This window comes from Halpernia sp., from assembly GCF_048269545.1.
Classification (GTDB): domain Bacteria; phylum Bacteroidota; class Bacteroidia; order Flavobacteriales; family Weeksellaceae; genus Halpernia.
The window spans coordinates 1-18,215 of record NZ_JBLXIJ010000014.1; the positions used below are offsets into that span (position 1 = coordinate 1).

Sequence of the window (18,215 nt, forward strand, 5' to 3'; positions counted from 1 at the left end):
TATGCAATAAATAATTCAAATTATTTAAATTCGCGAAAAATGAGAAATTATCTTGTAATTGGAGGTTCTTCGGGTATTGGAAAAGCTTTAGTAAATATTCTTCAAAAAGAAAATTGTTTAATTATTGCAACTTATAATCAAACACAACCTGAACAAAATTCTCAAAATATAAAATTTATTTCATTAGATGTTTTAAATGGCACTTTAGATTTAGAAAATTTACCCAATGAAATTCATGGTTTAGTTTATTGTCCTGGTAGTATTAATTTGAAACCATTTCACCGTTTTTCGGAAGAAGATTTTATAAGTGATTTTAAACTTCAGGTTTTAGGTGCAACAAAGATAATTCGAGAAATATTACCAAAATTGAAATCACCTGGAACTTCGTCAATTGTTTTATTTTCAACAATTGCGGTACAAACTGGTTTTAATTTCCATTCTCAAGTTGCAATTTCAAAAGGAGCACTTGAAGGTTTAACGAAATCTTTATCGGCTGAATTTGCACCGAAAATTAGAGTGAATGCAATTGCACCGTCATTAACAGATACACCATTGGCTGGAAAAATTTTAAATACACCAGAAAAAAAACGTGCTCAAGCGGAATACAATCCAATGAAAAAAATTGGAAACGTGGAAGATATTGCAGAAGCTGCGGCATTTCTTTTATCCGAAAAATCATCTTGGATTACTGGTCAAATTTTACATGTTGATGGAGGATTTTCGACAATAAAGTAACATAGTTTAGTTTTTCATATGTTTTAATTTTTGTTTGTAAGACCTGCATTTTTTTAAAGTGCAGGTTTTTTGTAAAAAAATAAAAAAAGCAGAATCTTTCAATTCTGCTCAATAAATTATTTTCTAATTTCATTTCTTATCAACTACAATTCTGTCTTTTCTGTTTGCCAATTCCCAAGCCGTAGCGAAAACCAATTGTGCTCTTTTTGCTAACAAAACATAATCAATTTTATCCGGATCATCTGTTGGTTTGTGATAATCTTCATGAATGCCATCAAAATAAAACGCCACCGGAATTCCTTTTTTTGCAAAATTATAATGGTCACTTCTGTAATATAATCTTTGTGGATCTTTCGGATCGTCGTATTTATAATTTAATTTTAACTGATTGGTTTTTGCATTTGCGGCTTCATTTATTTTCTTTAAATCTGAAGAAAGCATTTCAGAACCAATTACATAAACATAATTTTGACCACGGTTTTCTGCATCATCTCTTCCAATCATATCAATATTTAAATCTGCAACGGTATTTTGCAAAGGAAAAACTGGATTATCTACATAATAAGAAGAACCGAATAAACCGTGTTCTTCTCCCGTAACGTGCAAAAATAAAATTGAACGTTTCGGTCCATGTCCTTCTTTTACAGCTTGTTTAAATGCTTCTGCTATTTCCATTACCGCAACAGTTCCACTTCCATCGTCATCCGCACCATTGTAAACTACTCCATCTTTCATTCCCACATGATCATAATGTGCAGAAATAACAATAATTTCTTCTGGTTTTTCTGAACCTTTTATAAATGCTAAAATATTAGCAGAATCATTAAAAGTCCCACGTCTGCTTTTTTTGTTCATATATTCTGCGGGAACTGTTTGTAAGTAGGAAGACATTTCAGCTGGATGTGAAATATTGAGATTTTTATAGTAATTAATTATATATTCTGCTGCTCTTTTTTGTCCTTCACTTCCCGTATCACGCCCTTCCATATTGTCGTCTGCAATTACATAAAGATTTTTTTTCAATTCATCACTTTTAATGGAAGAATAAGCATCTTTAAATGCTTTTCCTTCGTAAGAATAATTAACCGTCGCACAACTGGACAATAATGCCACAAAACTTAGAGCCGTAAAAATTTTATTGATTCTCATTTTTAATTTTTTTTAAAGATAAATAAATTTTTGAAACTATATTTATCCGAACTTTCTATTTAAAATTGAAAGTCTTCAAAAATATACTTATTTTCTAGGAACTTCGCTGAAATATGGTGATTTCCATTACTTAAAATAATAATTTCTGCTTTTAAAATAGAATTATAACGCGCAGTTTGTTCAAAAGTTTTTCCGGTTAATCTTATTGAAGGTGCTTTACATTCTAACAAAATTTTCGGTTCTGTTTTTTCTGTTATTAAAAGGTCAATTCTTTTAGATAGACCGTTGATTATTAATTTTTTTTCTAAAATAATTGCAGAACGAGAATATTGCTTTTCTTTAATAAAATAATTTACCCAATGTTGTCGCACCCACTCTTCTGGCGTAAGCAAAAACCAAGATTTCCGCACTTCATCATAAATAAAAAACTTATCTTTGTCTTGCTTTAATTTAAAATTAAAAACGCTCGGAAAATTGAGTTTCGGAAGTTCCATCCTCTATGAAAGATTTAAATGTAATTCTCAAAAGTATTAAAAATAAAACGTTTTTACCGGTTTATTTTTTTCACGGCGAAGAATCTTATTTTATTGATGTTGCAGTAAAAGCTTTAGAAAATGAAGTTCTTTCTGAAGATGAAAAAGCATTTAATCAAATTATAACTTACGGGAAAGACACTTCTTATGCAGAAATTTGTTCTTTGGCTCGCCAATTTCCAATGATGGGCGATAAGCAAGTGATTATTGTAAAAGAAGCGCAAGATTTAAAAACGACAGAAGAAGATTCAAAAGCTTTTCTTACCTATCTTCAAAATCCAGTAGAAAGTACAATTCTAGTTTTCGGACATAAAAATAAAAAATTAGATGGCAGAAAATCTTTCGGGAAATTATTAAACCAAAAGAAATTTTCTTTTCAAAGTGAGAAATTAAAAGATTTTAAATTAGTACAATGGATTACGGACGAATGTAAAAATTTAAATATAAAAACTTCGCCAAACATTCCGAATTTATTGGCAGAATATCTAGGCGATGATTTATCTAGAATTGCAAATGAATTAAAAAAGTTGCAAATTATTCTAAAAGAAAATGAAGTTCTAGATGAAAAATTGGTAGAACTTCATATTGGGATTTCTAAAGATTATAATGTGTTTGAATTAATTAAATCTTTGGGACAAAACAATCCTGATCAAGTTTCTAAAATTGCTCATTTTATGGGGAAAAATTCCAAAGTAAATCCGCTGGTTTTAACTTTAGGAATGCTTTATAATTTCTTTTCGAATTTAATAATTTACCACGCAATGGCGGGGCAAAATCCACAATCTGTTGCAGCAGAAATGGGAATTAATCCCTATTTTTTAAAAGATTTTACAATTGCCGCAAAAAATTTCAACTTAAAAAGTGCAACAAGAATAATTTCACTCTTGCGAGAAACAGATTTAAAAGGAAAAGGTTTGGGTGCGCAAAATATGAGTGAAGATGAACTTTTGAATGAATTGGTTTTTAAAATTTTACATATTAAAGAGATAAAAGTTTTACAGTAAATTTTTACCAATGATTATCATAAAAAAAAATAATTAATAAAATAGATTTTTAAAAATAATTATCCCGATTTTTGGGACAGAAAAATAAAAATTAGTAAATGGAAAATATTTTAGATTGCATTATCGTAGGTTCTGGTCCAGCTGGTTTTACTGCTGCTATTTACGCAGCTAGAGCGGACTTAAAACCCGAACTTTATACAGGTTTAGAACCAGGGGGACAATTAACTACAACCACAGAAGTTGATAATTTCCCAGGTTATGCAAACGGAGTTACAGGTCCAGAAATGATGATGGATCTTCAAAAACAAGCCGAAAGATTTGATACAAAAGTGCATTACGAAATGATTACCAAAACTGAATTTTCCACAGAAATGGGGGGAATTCATAAACTTTGGGCTGGAAACAAGGAATTATTTGCAAAAACTGTAATTATTTCTACTGGAGCAACTGCAAAATACTTAGGACTTGATGATGAAAAAAAATATTCAGGTGGCGGTGTTTCTGCATGTGCGACTTGTGATGGATTTTTCTACAAAGGAAAAGACGTAATCGTAGTTGGAGGAGGCGATACAGCTGCGGAAGAAGCCACTTATCTTTCAAATATTTGTAATAAAGTGACAATGTTGGTTAGAAAAGATCATTTTCGAGCCTCAAAAGCTATGGAAAAACGTGTTGAAAACACACCAAATATTGAAGTGAAATATTTCCATGAATTAGTGGGAATTGAAGGTGAAAACGGATTAGTTGAAAGAGCTGTAGTCATTGATAACAGAACACAAGAAAAATCGACAATTAATGTTCATGGAATTTTTATCGCAATTGGACACACTCCAAATACATCTATTTTTAATAACCAAATAAACTTGGATGAAAATGGATATATAGAAACCAAACCAAAATCCACAAAAACCAATCTCCCAGGAGTTTTTGCGGCAGGTGATGTACAAGATCACCTTTACAGACAAGCAATTACAGCTGCTGGAAGCGGTTGTATGGCTGCAATGGATGCAGAAAAATATTTGGGAGAACTGAAATAAAATCTTAAAAATATTATTAATTTCTTATCAAACTAAATTGCCAATTACTTCTTATAATTTACTAATGAAAAAGTGAGAACAATCTTATACATATTTATTGGTGGTGGTTTCGGAAGCGTGATGCGCTTTTTGATATCTAATTATACTGAGAAATTTTTAAATATAAAAGAATTTCCATTTGGAACTTTCACAGTGAATATTTTAGGTTGTTTTTTAATCGGAATTCTTTCTTCTTACTTTTTAAAAATTGACAATTATTTAAAATTTCTTTTGATAACAGGTTTCTGTGGAGGTTTTACTACTTTTTCTACATTTTCTGCAGAGAACTATTCTCTTTGGCAAAACGGAAGTTATTTTACTTTAATATTTTATGTTTTAGCAAGTGTAATTTTAGGATTATTTGCGGTTTTTGCTGGCTTTCAGATGATTAAAAATTAAGACTAATTCTATTTCAAATTTTACAAAAATAATTTTGTGGGGACATAAAAGATTTTTATATTTGCACCACTGAAAACGGAAACGTTTTTCTGGAGAAATGGCAGAGTGGTCGATTGCGATAGTCTTGAAAACTATTGACTGTAACAGGTCCGGGGGTTCGAATCCCTCTTTCTCCGCAAAAATCCTCAAACTTTAATGTTTGAGGATTTTTTTGTAAAGAATGTTTTTCGAAATGTTAATTGAAAAATTCTAATTAAAATTTTTATTTTTCTTACTTTCTTTAAAAAAACAATCTTGTTTTTAGCCGCGGGTGAAGCGACATCCCCGCCGCGGCGAGATACAGCGGAACACGGGAAGAGGCTTCTAAGAAACAGAAACGTTTTGCTACAAAAAAAATCCTGAAAATAATTTCAGGATTGTATATTGATAAAAAACGATAAAAGCGAATTTTTATATTTATGGATTCCCTATTTTAATTTTTCTTTAAATATCTAAATTTTAAATAAGAAGCAATCGCCAAACTTAGCATAAAAGCCAAACCGAGCCAAACCCAGATTGGAATTGGAACTGGATCTCCCGCCGCATAAGAATGCAAACCGGAAAGATAATAATTTACACCAAAATAAGTCATCACCATCGAGCAAAAAGCAAACATGGCTGCAACGTGAAAAGTCCATCTACCGCGTAAACCCGGAACTAATCTCATGTGTAAAACAAAAGCATAAACAATAATTGAAATAAACGCCCAAGTTTCTTTTGGATCCCAACTCCAATATCTTCCCCAAGATTCATTCGCCCAAATTCCGCCTAAGAAATTTCCCACTGTAAGAGCGAAAAGTCCAACTGTTAGAGACATTTCTGAAACAATTGTAAGTTCTTTTAAAGTTGTATCGTGATGAAAATGGTATAATTTTTTATTAGCAATTATATAAAATACTAAAGTAATTACTGCAATAATCATTGAGAGTGCAAAAAAACCATAACTCGAAGTAATTACTGCGACGTGTACAATTAACCAATAAGATTTTAAAACAGGAACAAGCGGTGTAATTTGAGGATCTAAAGCGGAACCGCCGTGCGCAAATCCCATCATAATAACAGCCACTAAAAATCCAGCTGCAGGAATTAATGCATTTGAATTCCTATAAAGAACTAAACCGGCTGTAATTCCAACCCAGGAAATAAAAATAATTGCTTCGTAACCATTGCTCCACGGTGCGTGACCAGAAATATACCATCTCGCAACCAAGCCTAAAAAGTGCAAAAAATAACCAACTGCACCAACTCCAATTATAACTTTAATAGTTTTATTTAAAATTTTAGTTGGTTTAAAAAGTTCTACGAAACCAAGTAAAATAAGCAATCCACCAATTATTGTATAAAAAATTAGAAGTTTAAAATTTAAATTTACTTTATTCATGAAAACTTCTAAATTAACTTTAGATTTTGCGGGAACCACATTTTTTCCCCACAATTGTTGGTAATTGGATAATTTTGTTAATTCTGAATCCGCTTTACTCCAATCCCCACTTTGCTCTGCTGCAAGAACTTCTGCGAAATATGGACCCATCACTTTTTGCGAAGCTTCATCTGGTTCCATATTTTGGTCTAACCAAGAATGCCATGTGTTATTTGGATCATTTTGAACGGGAACAATTCGCATAAATTGCCCGCTAAAAAATTCATTAAAAACTTGAACACGATCATTTACAGCAATCACTTCTTTATCATAATTGGTTTGATCACCTGGTTTTTTACGGAATGCCGCTTGATAATCTTCTTCTAAAACGTAATGAAGATTTCCTTTTCCATCGGATGGAAACATGGACATTAAAGTGGTATAACCATCGTCATTAGCTTTGGTTTTTTTCTTTAAAAGATCGCCGCCTTTTGCGCCAACTTTTATAATTGGAACCATCGTCCAACTCGGAGTATCTGTATTTATAGAAAGAAACCATTGGTTTGCATCTAAAGATTTTCCATCGCTTCCTTTAAACTCATCTTTCTTGTATAATTTTCTTAAAACATCTAAAGCTTGAGTATTCATCGGTACAATTCTACCTTCGTAATTTTGAACTAATAAATATCCAAATTTATCTGCGTGCGTTTTATCAATTTTATTTTTTGAAATAATAACATCTGCAGGAATTACTTGTGCAGTTTTTAATGGACCAACTGTAGGTTTTTGTACTTCTGGATTTTGAGAAGTAAGTAAAGCTGCATCTTCATGATTATGTGCATCTTCTGAAGAATAAACATTTTCTCTACTTCCATCTGTGGTTGAATGGGTTTCAATTTTTTGTGCATTTATACCAAATGAGAGCAGTAATAAAACCACCGCTAACATTTTTTTTCTTTTTACCACTTTTAAATTTTTATTTAATTTCCAGAAATGGGTTCCTTTCCAAAATAGCGTTATAAATAAACTTAGAAACAATAAGTTATAACCGATATAAGTAAAAGCTGTTCCCCAAAAATCATGGTTTACAGATAAAATTGTTCCTTTTCTATCTGGATCAAAACTCGATTGGAAAAATCTGTAACCATCATGACTTAAAACATGATTCATGTAAATTTTGTACGGCGTTTCCTTTCCTTTATCTACAATTTGTATGTGAGATTCATAAGCAGAAGGCGATGCACTTCCTGGATAAGTTTCCATTACGAATTTGTCCAACTTTAATGAAAATGGTGTATTATAAATTTTTGGTCCAAAACCAAGAATAATATTTAATCCATCTAAAGTAATTTGTTTGTATGCATCGGGATTTCCACGTTCTACAGAAAGATTAACCAATTGTTTTGATTTCGGTCCTTGCACCTCCACACTCAACATATCTGCAAGGTTCTTATCTTTATTTTTATCACCTTGAAAATAAATTAATTTTCCTTTTTTAACTCCTTCCGGAATTACCAATTTTAAATCTTTAATAGAATATAAACTTCGCAAAACTAAAGGTTGAAATTCATCTTTTTTAGTTGCACCAGTTTTTTGAGTTGCCATTGTCATAAAAGTGGCATCTTCCGGCGTTTTCAGCATCATTGTTCCGCTTGTATCATTGAATTCTATCGCACCATCAATTGCTCTATTGTAAGTTACCAAAGTTCCGTTCAAGCTTTTTGCTTCGCCCGGTTTTATGTAAAGATTTTGTCTTCCAGTTTGTCCTGCAGTTACAATATGAAGATAATTTTGTCCATTTGGAGAAACTACCAAACTATCTTTTTTTCTTTGAATATAACTCACTTGTTTTACAGAAATTTGTTTTCCACGATAATCGTAAGCTGCACTAAATTTGTGAGGGAAAATCTTACCTATTAATGAATTTTCTCTAACCAAATCTGGCGTCATCATATATGCGATATCCGGATAATTTAAAATATCTCCTTTATCTTCAATTTGAATTTTAAAAAAATTTTTGTCGGTAACAATTTCGTTACTTGTATCGCCTTCTCTTATATGCATTTGTCCTTCAAAACTAACATATCTTGTTAAAGCACCGCCAATGAAAATAAAAACGAAAGCCATATGAAATGCTAAAACGGGCCATTTTTCTCTTCTCCAAAGCCTGTATCTATTTATATTTCCAAAAAAGTTTAAAATTAAAATAATCATAATGAGCTCAAACCACTTCGATTCATATATTAAAGCTTTTGCAGTAGGTGTTCCATAATCATTTTCAAGAAAAGTAGCATACGCCATAGAGAAAGCATAAAGCAGTAAAAGAACGGCCATTGTTCGAGTGGAAATGAGTATGCTTTGGATTTTTTTCATAAGAAGAGTAATAAACCACAAAAATAAGAATGATAATTAAGATAGACTAATAATTTACCAGTTTTTAAGTTTGATATTAATCAGAAAATTAAATAACTTTAAGTAAAAAATATTAAATTTGCCTCACTTACATTATGGAAAAAAAATATAAAATCCCCCGTCAAAATAAAGTAGAATCTTCTAAAATTCTTTCAAAACCAAGAATCTTTTTCGGTGTTTTATTTGTTATTTCATCTTTTGTTCTCACACTTTCTTTTATTTCATATTTAATGAAATGGAAAGCAGATCAAAGCCAAGCTGGAACAATGCTCGATAAAACAATAAAATCTGATAATATTTTTGGAAAAATTGGAGATTGGCTGGGTAATTTTTTCATTTTCGATAGTATAGGAATTGCTGCTTTTATTGTTGCCTTTCTTTGTTTAGTAACTGGTTTTTTAATTTTGAAAAAACATTATTTTAAACCTTGGAAAACTTTTGGTCATTCCCTCTTTTTCATTTGTTGGTTGCCTATTTTTATGGGCGCAATTACGGGCGGAACTGGTGTTTTAAGCGGCGTTTATGGTTATCAAATAATGGACCTTTTAAATTCTATCATTGGGACTTTTGGTTTATGGATGGTCCTTTTGGTAAGTATTGGTCTTTATTTTATTTTAGAATTTAATCTAAATCCGTCCAACGTAAAATCAAAATTAAATGATTTAAATGATAATACAATTGGTAGAGTAAGAGGATTAATGCCTAATTCGGAAGAAAAATTTGAAGCAGACGAAGAGTTGGAAAATGAAGAAAATAAAGATTTAGCTGTAAAAGATTTAGAATCTGCTCCTTTACATCTTCATGTAACAAGTGATATTGAACCAATAAAAACACCAAATCAAACTTCTTTTAGTTCCAATCCAGTAAAATTAGAAACAAATTCAGCAGAAGATAATATTAAATTTGAAGTTGAAGTTGCCAAAGAAGAGTTAGATGAGTTTGATAAAAAAGCAAATGAATTGGTTCAAAAACACGGCGAATACGACCATCGTTTAGAATTGGCAAAATTTCAAATGCCCACAATTGATCTTTTAAAAGATTATGGTCCCGAAGAAATACACGTCAATCAAGAAGAATTAGAGGAAAATAAAAATAAAATTGTTGGTTTACTAAAAAATTTCAATGTTGGAATTGCAGAAATAAAAGCGACAATTGGACCCACTGTTACTTTATATGAAATCGTTCCGGAAGCTGGAATTCGCGTTTCTGCGGTGAAAAAATTACAAGATGATATCGCTCTAAATCTTTCCGCTTTGGGAATTAGAATTATCGCGCCGATGCCCGGAAAAGGTACCATTGGAATTGAAGTTCCAAGAAAAAATCCAACAATGGTTTCTATGCGTTCCGTAATTTCGTCAGCAAAATTCCAGAATACAGATATGGATTTGCCTGTCGTTTTTGGAAAAACAATTTCCAATGAAGTTTTTATGGCAGATTTAGCAAAAATGCCGCATTTATTAATGGCGGGTGCAACTGGACAAGGAAAATCTGTCGGTATTAACGCAATTTTAACTTCACTTTTATTTAAAAAACATCCAAGTGAATTAAAATTTGTGATGGTGGATCCGAAAAAAGTAGAACTTTCATTATATTCAAAAATTGAACGCCATTATTTAGCCAAACTTCCAGATGGAGAAGATGCGATAATTACTGATACACACAAAGTTATCAATACTTTAAATTCACTTTGTATTGAAATGGATCAACGTTATGATTTATTGAAAAATGCATTTTGTAAAAATTTAAAAGAATATAATAAGAAGTTTTCTCAGCGGAAATTAAATCCAGAAAATGGACATCGTTATTTACCTTACATTGTTTTAGTAGTTGATGAATTTGCAGATTTAATTATGACTGCAGGCAAAGAAGTAGAACAACCAATTGCTCGTTTGGCGCAACTCGCAAGAGCTGTAGGAATTCATTTAATTGTTGCCACACAAAGACCTTCCGTCAACGTAATTACGGGAATGATAAAAGCGAATTTCCCTGCGAGAGCCGCTTTTCGTGTGATTTCAAGTGTAGATTCTCGAACTATTTTAGATTCTCCCGGAGCAGATCAATTGATTGGAAAAGGCGATATGCTTTATTTTAATGGAAACGAAATTTTGCGTTTGCAATGTGCTTTTGTAGATACGCCAGAAGTTGAAAGATTGGCGGATTTTATTGGCGAACAAAAAGGTTTTGCAAGTGCATTCATGTTACCAGAATATTCTTCAGACGAAACTACTTCCACAGTTGGAGCCTTTGATCCAAACGAAAAAGATCCACTTTTTGAAGATGCAGCAAGAATTGTAGTTTCTACGCAACAAGGTTCAACTTCAATGCTCCAAAGACAATTAAAACTCGGTTACAACAGAGCTGGAAGAATTATGGATCAGTTGGAATCTTGTGGAATTGTGGGCGGTTTTAATGGCGCAAAAGCAAGAGAAGTTCAGATTTCTGACCTGCGTTCTTTGGATAATTTTTTAGAGGAATTGAAGAAATAGGTTTTAATCTTTAGTTTTATTTCCCTCAATTAAATTCCTTAAAAAAACAATTTCTTCTTTTAAGGAATTGATATGATTAACTTCATTATATATAATAGTGCCGTTCTGAGCATTTCCAAGGTTTTCATAGACAATATTTGCAGCTTTTTCACCAAATAAAACTGAAATTGAAACATTTAATATCTCTGCAATTTTCTGAATTTTTGGAACGGTTAATCTATTATCCTCTTTTTCTAATCTTCCATAATTACTTTGTGAAACTTCAAGTTCATAAGCCATATACTCTTGTTTAAAGCCCTTTTCTTCTCTAAGTTTTCTAATTCTTGAACCTATAGTATTCATATTAGAAATATTCTTATGCGCTAAATTAATATTTTTATTTAATATTTTAATTAATTTCATTTAATTAATTTGCAATTTTACTTTAGTTAAACAAAAAAAAATAACTATTATGAAAAACCTTCTATTATTACTATCATTTACAATTTGTAGTTTGGCAAGTGCAAAAAACAACACGATTATGCCAGATTTATTAGAATCGGCTGCCGTAACAACTCCTAAATTTGATTATTTAGAAAAGTTGAATTTAGAAAAATCTAGCGCATTTGATTTTGAAAAAATTTCTAAGTATTTAAAGCTGAATGAAAACTACAAAGATGTACTAGTAAATAAAGTTTATAAATCTAGACTTACTGATAATTATTTCGTTTTATTAAATAATAACAGAGTATTGCGAATATCAACTGAACATGAAAAATTTTATATTCTTATTGATCTCAATGTGAATAGCTTATTTGACATGCAAGGAAATGGCGGAGTTCTTTTGCATGATAATCTTAATAATATAAATGATTCATTTACATTTAAAAATGGTGTAATTCAAAAAAAACTTGGAGGACCAGGAGAACCAAGTTTACGTGATTTTTGTCAAAGAACTACATCTGAAACTTTCAATGAGTGTTTCAACAGAGAATCTGCTGAGTTTTGCGATAGCTTTATTTCAACAGCAGCTTACGTAACACATCCAGAAATTGCGGTCCTAATTGCAGCTGGTTGTTCTTGCTATGAAGTGAAACCTGTAAAAAAAACAATAACAGCTGCGTAAAATACTATCCAATTACAAATTACTCTACAAATTACTTTAAAAGATAAGAATTAATCGAAATAATTCTTATCTTTTAAATTTATTCCTCTTTAAAACAAAATTTCATCAATGAGAAATACTGTTCTATTTATTTTACTTTTTTCTACATTAAATATTTATGCTCAGAATAAATTATTAATAACGTATAATCTACATTATAAACCTAGTAAAGATTTTAATAAATTTGAAGATGAAAGTTTCTACTTACAAATAGATACTAATTCAAAAACTTCAATATTTAAAAGCATTGGGCAATTTAAGGCTGATTCAATTTTAAATGGTAGTGCTATAATAAACTTATCTTTCTTTAAAACTAATCAAAGTAGGTTTACAAATACAATATTTTACAATTATTCTACGAAAATTCTAGGCGAGGATAATAATTTTGGTAGTCAAAAATTGAAATATGAAATCGAAAATTTTAAAATATTATGGGATTTAGTAGCTGAGCAAAAAACCATAAATTCTTATAAAGTTTCAAAAGCGGAATGTGAATTATTTGGACGAAAATGGATTGCATGGTACACAGTTGAAATTCCAATTCAAGAAGGTCCTTATAAATTTAAAGGTCTACCTGGTTTAATTTTACAAATTAGTGATAGTAAAAATGAATATAATTATAATTTTTCAGGTCTTTCAAAAAACCTTGATTTAAAAATAATTTCTCCACCATCAAAAATAATAACTCATAAGGAATTCCTAGATGCAAAAATAAAACTAAAAAATAATCCGTACTCATCAATACCTGGTTTTGAAATTTTAGAGGGTAATATAAAAAAAACAATAGAGGAAAAATTTAAAATGAAAGAAAAATTAGAAAATAATCCAATCGAATAAGTTAAGAAATTGGCTCTATTTAAATTATCATTAATTATTAAGAAAATTGGAATTAAATTCCTACATTTACAAAAACAAAAATTATGTATTACTTATTACAAAAAATAAAAAATTTAAAAGTACTAATTGTTATATTTTTTATTTTTTCCGTAACATTAACGTTATTTGCGTATTTTAAAATGACACATGTATTTTACAGTTCTTATATATTCGCAATATTATTATTATTCCAATTGGTTATTGTTTTTTTAATAATTAAAAATATATTTTGGAAACAACAGTAATTAAATACTTATTTAAATTTATTATTTAATAATTTTAAAAATTAAATTCATTCAAAATTTTGAATGAATTTTTTGTTTTTTTATAATAAATATGCTGCCCCCCAAAAACCGTACAACTTTTTTGGAGGATTTAAGATATTATTATTAATCTTAAATTAGCAAAATTCTTGGCGTAATTTTTGAAATTAGTTTCGGAAATAATATTAAATTTAAACAAAGGTTTAACTTTTTTAAATTTTTTCAATCTAAATTTTTGAAAACAAAAAATATGACATTTATAAAAAAAACAACTTTTCTAATCCTCACTTTTACAATTATCGGATTTGCAAAAGCACAAAGAATAGACGCAAAATCTAAAACAATTTTAGATGCGGTTACAAAAAATTACAAATCAAACAACAACACTTATTTTAAATTTGTTTACGGAACAGGAAATGGAAAAATAACCAAAACCGAACCCGGAATTTTTTATAGTGCAAAAGATAAATACAAGTTAAAAATTATGGGAACCGAACAAATTTTTGACGGTTCTAAAATTTACAACATAAGTGCAGAAGACCATGAAGTGACGATTGCAAAACCAAATGGAAATGAAATGATGTTTTCTCCCCTTAATTATTTGGAGACTTATAATAAAGATTACAACGTAAATTATGTAGGAAAAATAAAAGTAAACGGTGTAAATGCAGATAGAATAAAACTAACTCCAATAAAAGATAACGGTATAAAATATGTCTATCTGTATGTAAATTCTGCAAAAAATCAATTGGTAAAATTGGAGCAATTTTCTAAAGACAATAATATTTCAGTAATCGCAATGAAGGATTACAAAGAAAATCAAAATTTAAGCGCAGATATGTTTAGCTTTGATAAAAACCAATATAAAAATTACATCATCACAGAACTTTAAAATCTATTAATTTCTGTTAAAATAACGCCTCGAAGTAAAACTTTGAGGCTTTTTGTTTAAATTTGACACATGTTTAAAAAACTGGACCGCTACATCATCAAAACTTTTTTCGGACCCTTTATTTTTATTTTCAGTGTGTTGTTTTTCATTTTCATTGTTAATATTATTTGGATTCAGCTGGGTCAGTTTTTAGGAAAAGGATTAAGTTATTGGGAAATTCTGAAGCTCCTTTTTTATATGGGAGTAAGTGTAATTACGTTGGTTTTACCTTTAACAATATTACTTTCTTCCATTATGACTTTTGGGGAATTTGGTGAGAGATATGAACTCGCCGCAATGAAAGCTGCGGGAATTTCTCTTACCAGAATTATGATGCCACTTTTTTTTACCGTTAGTTATTTAGCTATTCTACTCTTCTTTTTTTCAAATAATATTATCCCAGATTTTCAGCGAAAAGCAAAAAATATGTTTTACAATATTGCTGCAACAAAACCTGCGCTAAATTTCACACCTGGACAATTCATTGATCAAATCCCCGGATTCCAAGTTAAATTTGATAAAATCTCTGGAGAAAATGGTGAAAACATTGAAGGCGTTTTTGTTCATAAAAAAGCCAATTCTTTTGAAAACCAACAATCTATTGTAGCAAAACGCGGAAAATTATCTCCCGAAAAAAATTATTTAAAATTAAAACTTTATGATGGTTATATTTTTGAAGATGATATTGCAAACAAAGATTATAACGAGCGCTTAAAACAACCCGATCAATCTGTAAAATTCGATACTTTGGTTTCCTATTTTGACATTAGTGAATTGACGGAAAAAGCTTTGGAAGATCAGAAAATTACAGATGATTATCGTTTTGAAAACTATACAGAACTCAATAAAAGTATTAAAGAAAACAGGGAAAACAACAAAATAAATTTTACGGGAATTAGTGATGAATTCGTGAGTCAAACTAATAATTACATTAATTATGTAGATGCCACATTACCTAAAAAAAAGGTAGTTCAACAAATGAAATTAGATACCGTAAAAGAAAAGAAAAAGCTGGATATGCTTCTTTCTGCCTATAATAAAATTGAAAGTTTAAAAAATGCAAATTTGGGAAAACAAGAACAGATCCTTGCGTCTGTAAAATACTACAGTAAAATTGTAATGTATCAACAACGGATTTTTGCGTATTCTGTAACTTGTATTATTTTCTTTTTAATTGGTGCAAGTTTAGGCTCGATTATCAGAAAAGGTGGAATGGGACTTCCCGTCGTTATTGCAATTGTAATTTTTATAATTTTCTATGTTTTAAATTTAACAGTGGAAAACCTTGCGTGGTCTGGAGAAATGAATCCTTACATTGCAGCGTGGCTTCCGAATATATTATTATTTCCGTTTGGAATTTGGCTTACTTACAAAGCTTTAACAGATTCACAAGTTTTTGATATTGAGAAATATAAAATTTGGTTTAAACCCGTGATTGCTTTGTTTACTAAAAATAAAGAACACGAAAGATATCAATAAAAGTTGTGAAGTTTAAACTTAATTTTTTTAATATAAATCAAAAAAAAGATTCAGCGGAAACTGAATCTTTGTCATTGCGAGGAACGAAGCAATCTGTAGGTTTAAAAAAAATTATTTCCTATTAATTGCTGCAATTGCGGCTTCATAATTAGGTTCGTGAGCAATATCTGAAACTTGTTCTTCGTAAATGATTTTCCCTTCTGGATTGATGATTACCACTACTCTACTTAATAAACCTTTCATTGCACTATCTGCGATTTTTACGCCATATTTTTCACCAAAATCTGAACGAAAATCCGAAAGCATGGTCACATTTTCAATTCCTTCTGCGCCGCAAAATCTTTTTTGTGCAAATGGTAAATCTTTAGAAATACACAAAACTGCCGTATTTGGTAATTTTGCTGCATCTTCATTAAAATGACGAACCGAAGCGGAACAAACTCCTGTATCTACACTTGGAAAAATATTGAGTAAAACATATTTTCCTTTAAAATCAGCTAATGATTTTTGCTGCATTTTGTTATCTGTCAAACTAAAATCTGGCGCTTTTTCTCCAGTTTTTGGTAAAGTTCCTACAATGTGAATTGGTTTTCCACCCATTAAAACTGTAGATTGTTTCATTTGAGAAAATGCACTGAAGCAAACTCCGAAAAGTAAAGCGGAGAGTAATAATTTCTTTATCATTTTTTTTATTTTGGTCAAATTTAATACTTTTATTAACCAAAAAACAGGAGAAGTTGATACATTTTATAAATGATGAACAAAAAAAAATTCAGATAAACTGAATTTTTTTTAAATTTTAATCACTTATTAAAATACTATTTTAAAGCAAATTTGTAATTTTTCTATTTAAACTTTTAAAATATCTTCTTCTTTTAATTTTAAATTTTCTTCCGCTTTTTTAGAATATTTATCCGTCAAAACTTGGATATCTGCTTCTACATTTTTAATTAAATCTTCTGCAATTCCATCTAACTTTTTTAAGTCTTTCATTCCTTCTTGACGCGCATTTCGAATCGTGATTTTTGTTTGTTCACATTCTGCTTTCGCTTGTTTTGCTAAATCTTTTCTACGTTCTTCCGTTAATGGTGGAACATTTAAAATAATATTTTCACCATTATTTGACGGTGCAAAACCTAAATTTGAATTAATAATTGCTTTTTCAATAGCACCAATTGCGGTTTTATCCCATGGTTGAATGGAAATTGTCATCGCATCTGGAACCATCACATTTGCAACTTGAGCAATTGGCGTCATTGCGCCGTAATATTCTACCATCACATCTTGAACCATTGCTGTAGAAGCTCTTCCCGCACGAATTTTTTGAAAAGCGTGTTCTTGGTGTTTTAAAGCAGCGTCCATTTCTTGCGTAACGGACATCACTATAAGTTCTAATTCTTCCATTGTATATTTAAAATTTGATAATTGACACATTTATATTTAAAGTTTCGGGTTTTAAAAATCGCGAAATTTTAAATCAAAGTTCGCGGAAAATTTCAATAATTATTATTTAGTCAAAACTTTTTATTAAAATTAAATCGAAACAAGCGTTCCTACAGTTTCACCATTTATAACTTTCATAAGATTACCTTTCTTGTTCATATCAAAAACAATGATTGGTAAATTATTTTCGTGGCTTAATGTAAAAGCCGTCATATCCATTACTTTCAGGTTTTTTTTGTAAACCTCATCAAAAGACAATGAATTAAATTTTACTGCATCTGCATTTTTTTCAGGATCAGAGTCATAAATTCCATCAACTCTTGTTCCTTTTAGAATAACATCTGCTCCAATTTCTATCGCTCGTAAAGTTGCAGCTGTATCAGTTGTGAAATAAGGATTTCCAGTTCCTGCTCCAAAAATCACCACTCTTCCTTTTTCTAAATGTCTGGTTGCTTTTCTTTTGATAAATGGTTCTGCCACTTTGTCCATTTCAATGGCAGATTGAAGTCGGGTATAAATTCCTGCATCTTCTAACGCGCCTTGCAAAGCCATTCCATTAATTACAGTTGCAAGCATTCCCATATAATCACCTTGAACTCTGTCCATTCCTTTTGCAGCTCCCGCTAAACCACGGAAAATATTTCCGCCACCAATGACGATTGCAACTTGACAACCCGCATCTATTGCTTGTTTAATTTCTACTGCATATTCCACCAAACGGTCATTATCAATTCCGTATTGTCGGTTTCCCATTAAAGCTTCGCCGCTCAGTTTTAATAAAATTCTTTTATATTTCATTTGATTATTTTCTATTTTTAATGGTCCAATGTTATTTCTAAATTATTTCTTGTAAATAAATTTTAATTTTTAATGAATGTTTTATCTG

The 18,215-nt window shown here is 30.3% G+C and carries 16 protein-coding genes and 1 tRNA gene; 10 read left to right on the top strand and 7 right to left on the bottom strand.

Translation table 11 applies throughout. From position 1 onward, the window contains the following. Positions 1 to 735: SDR family NAD(P)-dependent oxidoreductase (locus ACN0WB_RS11210; RefSeq protein WP_417431811.1), on the top strand; the 735-nt coding region annotated here is incomplete at its 5' end. Positions 736 to 864: 129 nt separating this feature from the next. Here the strand turns inward: ACN0WB_RS11210 and ACN0WB_RS11215 are convergent. Continuing rightward, complete coding sequence (locus ACN0WB_RS11215; RefSeq protein WP_417431862.1) at positions 865 to 1,878, bottom strand: M28 family metallopeptidase; 1,014 nt, start codon at positions 1,876 to 1,878, stop codon at positions 865 to 867. A 65-nt stretch (positions 1,879 to 1,943) separates the two neighbouring features. Then, the gene (locus tag ACN0WB_RS11220; RefSeq protein WP_417431813.1) at positions 1,944 to 2,378 is read right to left on the bottom strand and encodes a type I restriction enzyme HsdR N-terminal domain-containing protein; all 435 of its coding nucleotides are present in this window, start codon (positions 2,376 to 2,378) and stop codon (positions 1,944 to 1,946) included. Positions 2,379 to 2,383: 5 nt separating this feature from the next. Here ACN0WB_RS11220 and holA point away from each other — a divergent pair, with 5 nt between their 5' ends. The 4 genes from holA to ACN0WB_RS11240 all read left to right on the top strand — a co-directional run bounded on the left by holA (position 2,384) and on the right by ACN0WB_RS11240 (position 5,072). After that, the gene (gene holA, locus ACN0WB_RS11225; RefSeq protein WP_417431815.1) at positions 2,384 to 3,421 is read left to right on the top strand and encodes a DNA polymerase III subunit delta; all 1,038 of its coding nucleotides are present in this window, start codon (positions 2,384 to 2,386) and stop codon (positions 3,419 to 3,421) included. Positions 3,422 to 3,519: 98 nt separating this feature from the next. Further along, positions 3,520 to 4,458: a thioredoxin-disulfide reductase gene (gene trxB, locus ACN0WB_RS11230; protein ID WP_417431817.1), complete on the top strand. Its 939-nt coding sequence runs from the start codon at positions 3,520 to 3,522 to the stop codon at positions 4,456 to 4,458. Positions 4,459 to 4,530: 72 nt separating this feature from the next. Next, positions 4,531 to 4,896: a fluoride efflux transporter CrcB gene (crcB, locus tag ACN0WB_RS11235; protein ID WP_417431819.1), complete on the top strand. Its 366-nt coding sequence runs from the start codon at positions 4,531 to 4,533 to the stop codon at positions 4,894 to 4,896. 91 nt (positions 4,897 to 4,987) lie between these two features. After that, positions 4,988 to 5,072 (top strand) — tRNA-Ser (locus ACN0WB_RS11240). A gap of 296 nt (positions 5,073 to 5,368) precedes the next feature. Here the strand turns inward: ACN0WB_RS11240 and ccsB are convergent. Further along, positions 5,369 to 8,668, bottom strand: a complete 3,300-nt coding sequence (gene ccsB, locus ACN0WB_RS11245; protein WP_417431821.1) for a c-type cytochrome biogenesis protein CcsB — start codon at positions 8,666 to 8,668, stop codon at positions 5,369 to 5,371. A gap of 134 nt (positions 8,669 to 8,802) precedes the next feature. Between ccsB and ACN0WB_RS11250 the strand changes: the two genes are divergently transcribed. Beyond that, entirely contained in the window at positions 8,803 to 11,193 is a 2,391-nt protein-coding gene (locus tag ACN0WB_RS11250) for a DNA translocase FtsK 4TM domain-containing protein (RefSeq protein ID WP_417431826.1), read from the top strand. A gap of 3 nt (positions 11,194 to 11,196) precedes the next feature. Here the strand turns inward: ACN0WB_RS11250 and ACN0WB_RS11255 are convergent, their stop codons facing one another. Beyond that, a complete protein-coding gene (locus ACN0WB_RS11255) occupies positions 11,197 to 11,595 on the bottom strand; it encodes a helix-turn-helix domain-containing protein (RefSeq protein ID WP_417431828.1) in 399 nt (132 codons plus the stop codon). A 49-nt stretch (positions 11,596 to 11,644) separates the two neighbouring features. On the opposite strand from ACN0WB_RS11255, the gene ACN0WB_RS11260 reads away from it, so the two are divergent. The 4 genes from ACN0WB_RS11260 (at position 11,645) to ACN0WB_RS11275 (ending at position 15,886) form a co-directional block, all read left to right on the top strand. After that, complete coding sequence (locus tag ACN0WB_RS11260) at positions 11,645 to 12,298, top strand: hypothetical protein (protein ID WP_417431830.1); 654 nt, start codon at positions 11,645 to 11,647, stop codon at positions 12,296 to 12,298. A 108-nt stretch (positions 12,299 to 12,406) separates the two neighbouring features. Further along, the gene (locus ACN0WB_RS11265) at positions 12,407 to 13,174 is read left to right on the top strand and encodes a GLPGLI family protein (RefSeq protein WP_417431832.1); all 768 of its coding nucleotides are present in this window, start codon (positions 12,407 to 12,409) and stop codon (positions 13,172 to 13,174) included. Between the two features lie 552 nt (positions 13,175 to 13,726). After that, a complete protein-coding gene (locus ACN0WB_RS11270) occupies positions 13,727 to 14,368 on the top strand; it encodes a LolA family protein (protein ID WP_417431834.1) in 642 nt (213 codons plus the stop codon). Between the two features lie 69 nt (positions 14,369 to 14,437). Then, a complete protein-coding gene (locus ACN0WB_RS11275; RefSeq protein WP_417431836.1) occupies positions 14,438 to 15,886 on the top strand; it encodes an LptF/LptG family permease in 1,449 nt (482 codons plus the stop codon). A gap of 111 nt (positions 15,887 to 15,997) precedes the next feature. Here ACN0WB_RS11275 and tpx read toward each other — a convergent pair whose 3' ends face one another. From tpx to pyrH, 3 genes are all read right to left on the bottom strand, one after another. Continuing rightward, on the bottom strand, positions 15,998 to 16,507 hold the full coding sequence (gene tpx / locus ACN0WB_RS11280) for a thiol peroxidase (RefSeq protein ID WP_417431864.1): 510 nt from the start codon (positions 16,505 to 16,507) through the stop codon (positions 15,998 to 16,000). A gap of 228 nt (positions 16,508 to 16,735) precedes the next feature. Further along, entirely contained in the window at positions 16,736 to 17,290 is a 555-nt protein-coding gene (gene frr, locus ACN0WB_RS11285) for a ribosome recycling factor (RefSeq protein WP_417431838.1), read from the bottom strand. Between the two features lie 129 nt (positions 17,291 to 17,419). After that, positions 17,420 to 18,127, bottom strand: a complete 708-nt coding sequence (pyrH, locus tag ACN0WB_RS11290; protein ID WP_417431840.1) for a UMP kinase — start codon at positions 18,125 to 18,127, stop codon at positions 17,420 to 17,422. Between the last annotated feature and the right edge of the window lie 88 nt (positions 18,128 to 18,215).

Excerpts from the sequence above, each read along its gene's own strand:
- ACN0WB_RS11220 (WP_417431813.1), bottom strand. The coding sequence starts at position 2,378 with ATGGAACTTCCGAAACTCAATTTTCCGAGCGTTTTTAATTTTAAATTA.
- holA (WP_417431815.1), top strand. The coding sequence starts at position 2,384 with ATGAAAGATTTAAATGTAATTCTCAAAAGTATTAAAAATAAAACGTTT.
- trxB (WP_417431817.1), top strand. The coding sequence starts at position 3,520 with ATGGAAAATATTTTAGATTGCATTATCGTAGGTTCTGGTCCAGCTGGT.
- ccsB (WP_417431821.1), bottom strand. The coding sequence starts at position 8,668 with ATGAAAAAAATCCAAAGCATACTCATTTCCACTCGAACAATGGCCGTT.
- ACN0WB_RS11250 (WP_417431826.1), top strand. The coding sequence starts at position 8,803 with ATGGAAAAAAAATATAAAATCCCCCGTCAAAATAAAGTAGAATCTTCT.
- ACN0WB_RS11255 (WP_417431828.1), bottom strand. The coding sequence starts at position 11,595 with ATGAAATTAATTAAAATATTAAATAAAAATATTAATTTAGCGCATAAG.
- ACN0WB_RS11260 (WP_417431830.1), top strand. The coding sequence starts at position 11,645 with ATGAAAAACCTTCTATTATTACTATCATTTACAATTTGTAGTTTGGCA.
- ACN0WB_RS11265 (WP_417431832.1), top strand. The coding sequence starts at position 12,407 with ATGAGAAATACTGTTCTATTTATTTTACTTTTTTCTACATTAAATATT.
- ACN0WB_RS11270 (WP_417431834.1), top strand. The coding sequence starts at position 13,727 with ATGACATTTATAAAAAAAACAACTTTTCTAATCCTCACTTTTACAATT.
- ACN0WB_RS11275 (WP_417431836.1), top strand. The coding sequence starts at position 14,438 with ATGTTTAAAAAACTGGACCGCTACATCATCAAAACTTTTTTCGGACCC.
- tpx (WP_417431864.1), bottom strand. The coding sequence starts at position 16,507 with ATGAAACAATCTACAGTTTTAATGGGTGGAAAACCAATTCACATTGTA.
- frr (WP_417431838.1), bottom strand. The coding sequence starts at position 17,290 with ATGGAAGAATTAGAACTTATAGTGATGTCCGTTACGCAAGAAATGGAC.
- pyrH (WP_417431840.1), bottom strand. The coding sequence starts at position 18,127 with ATGAAATATAAAAGAATTTTATTAAAACTGAGCGGCGAAGCTTTAATG.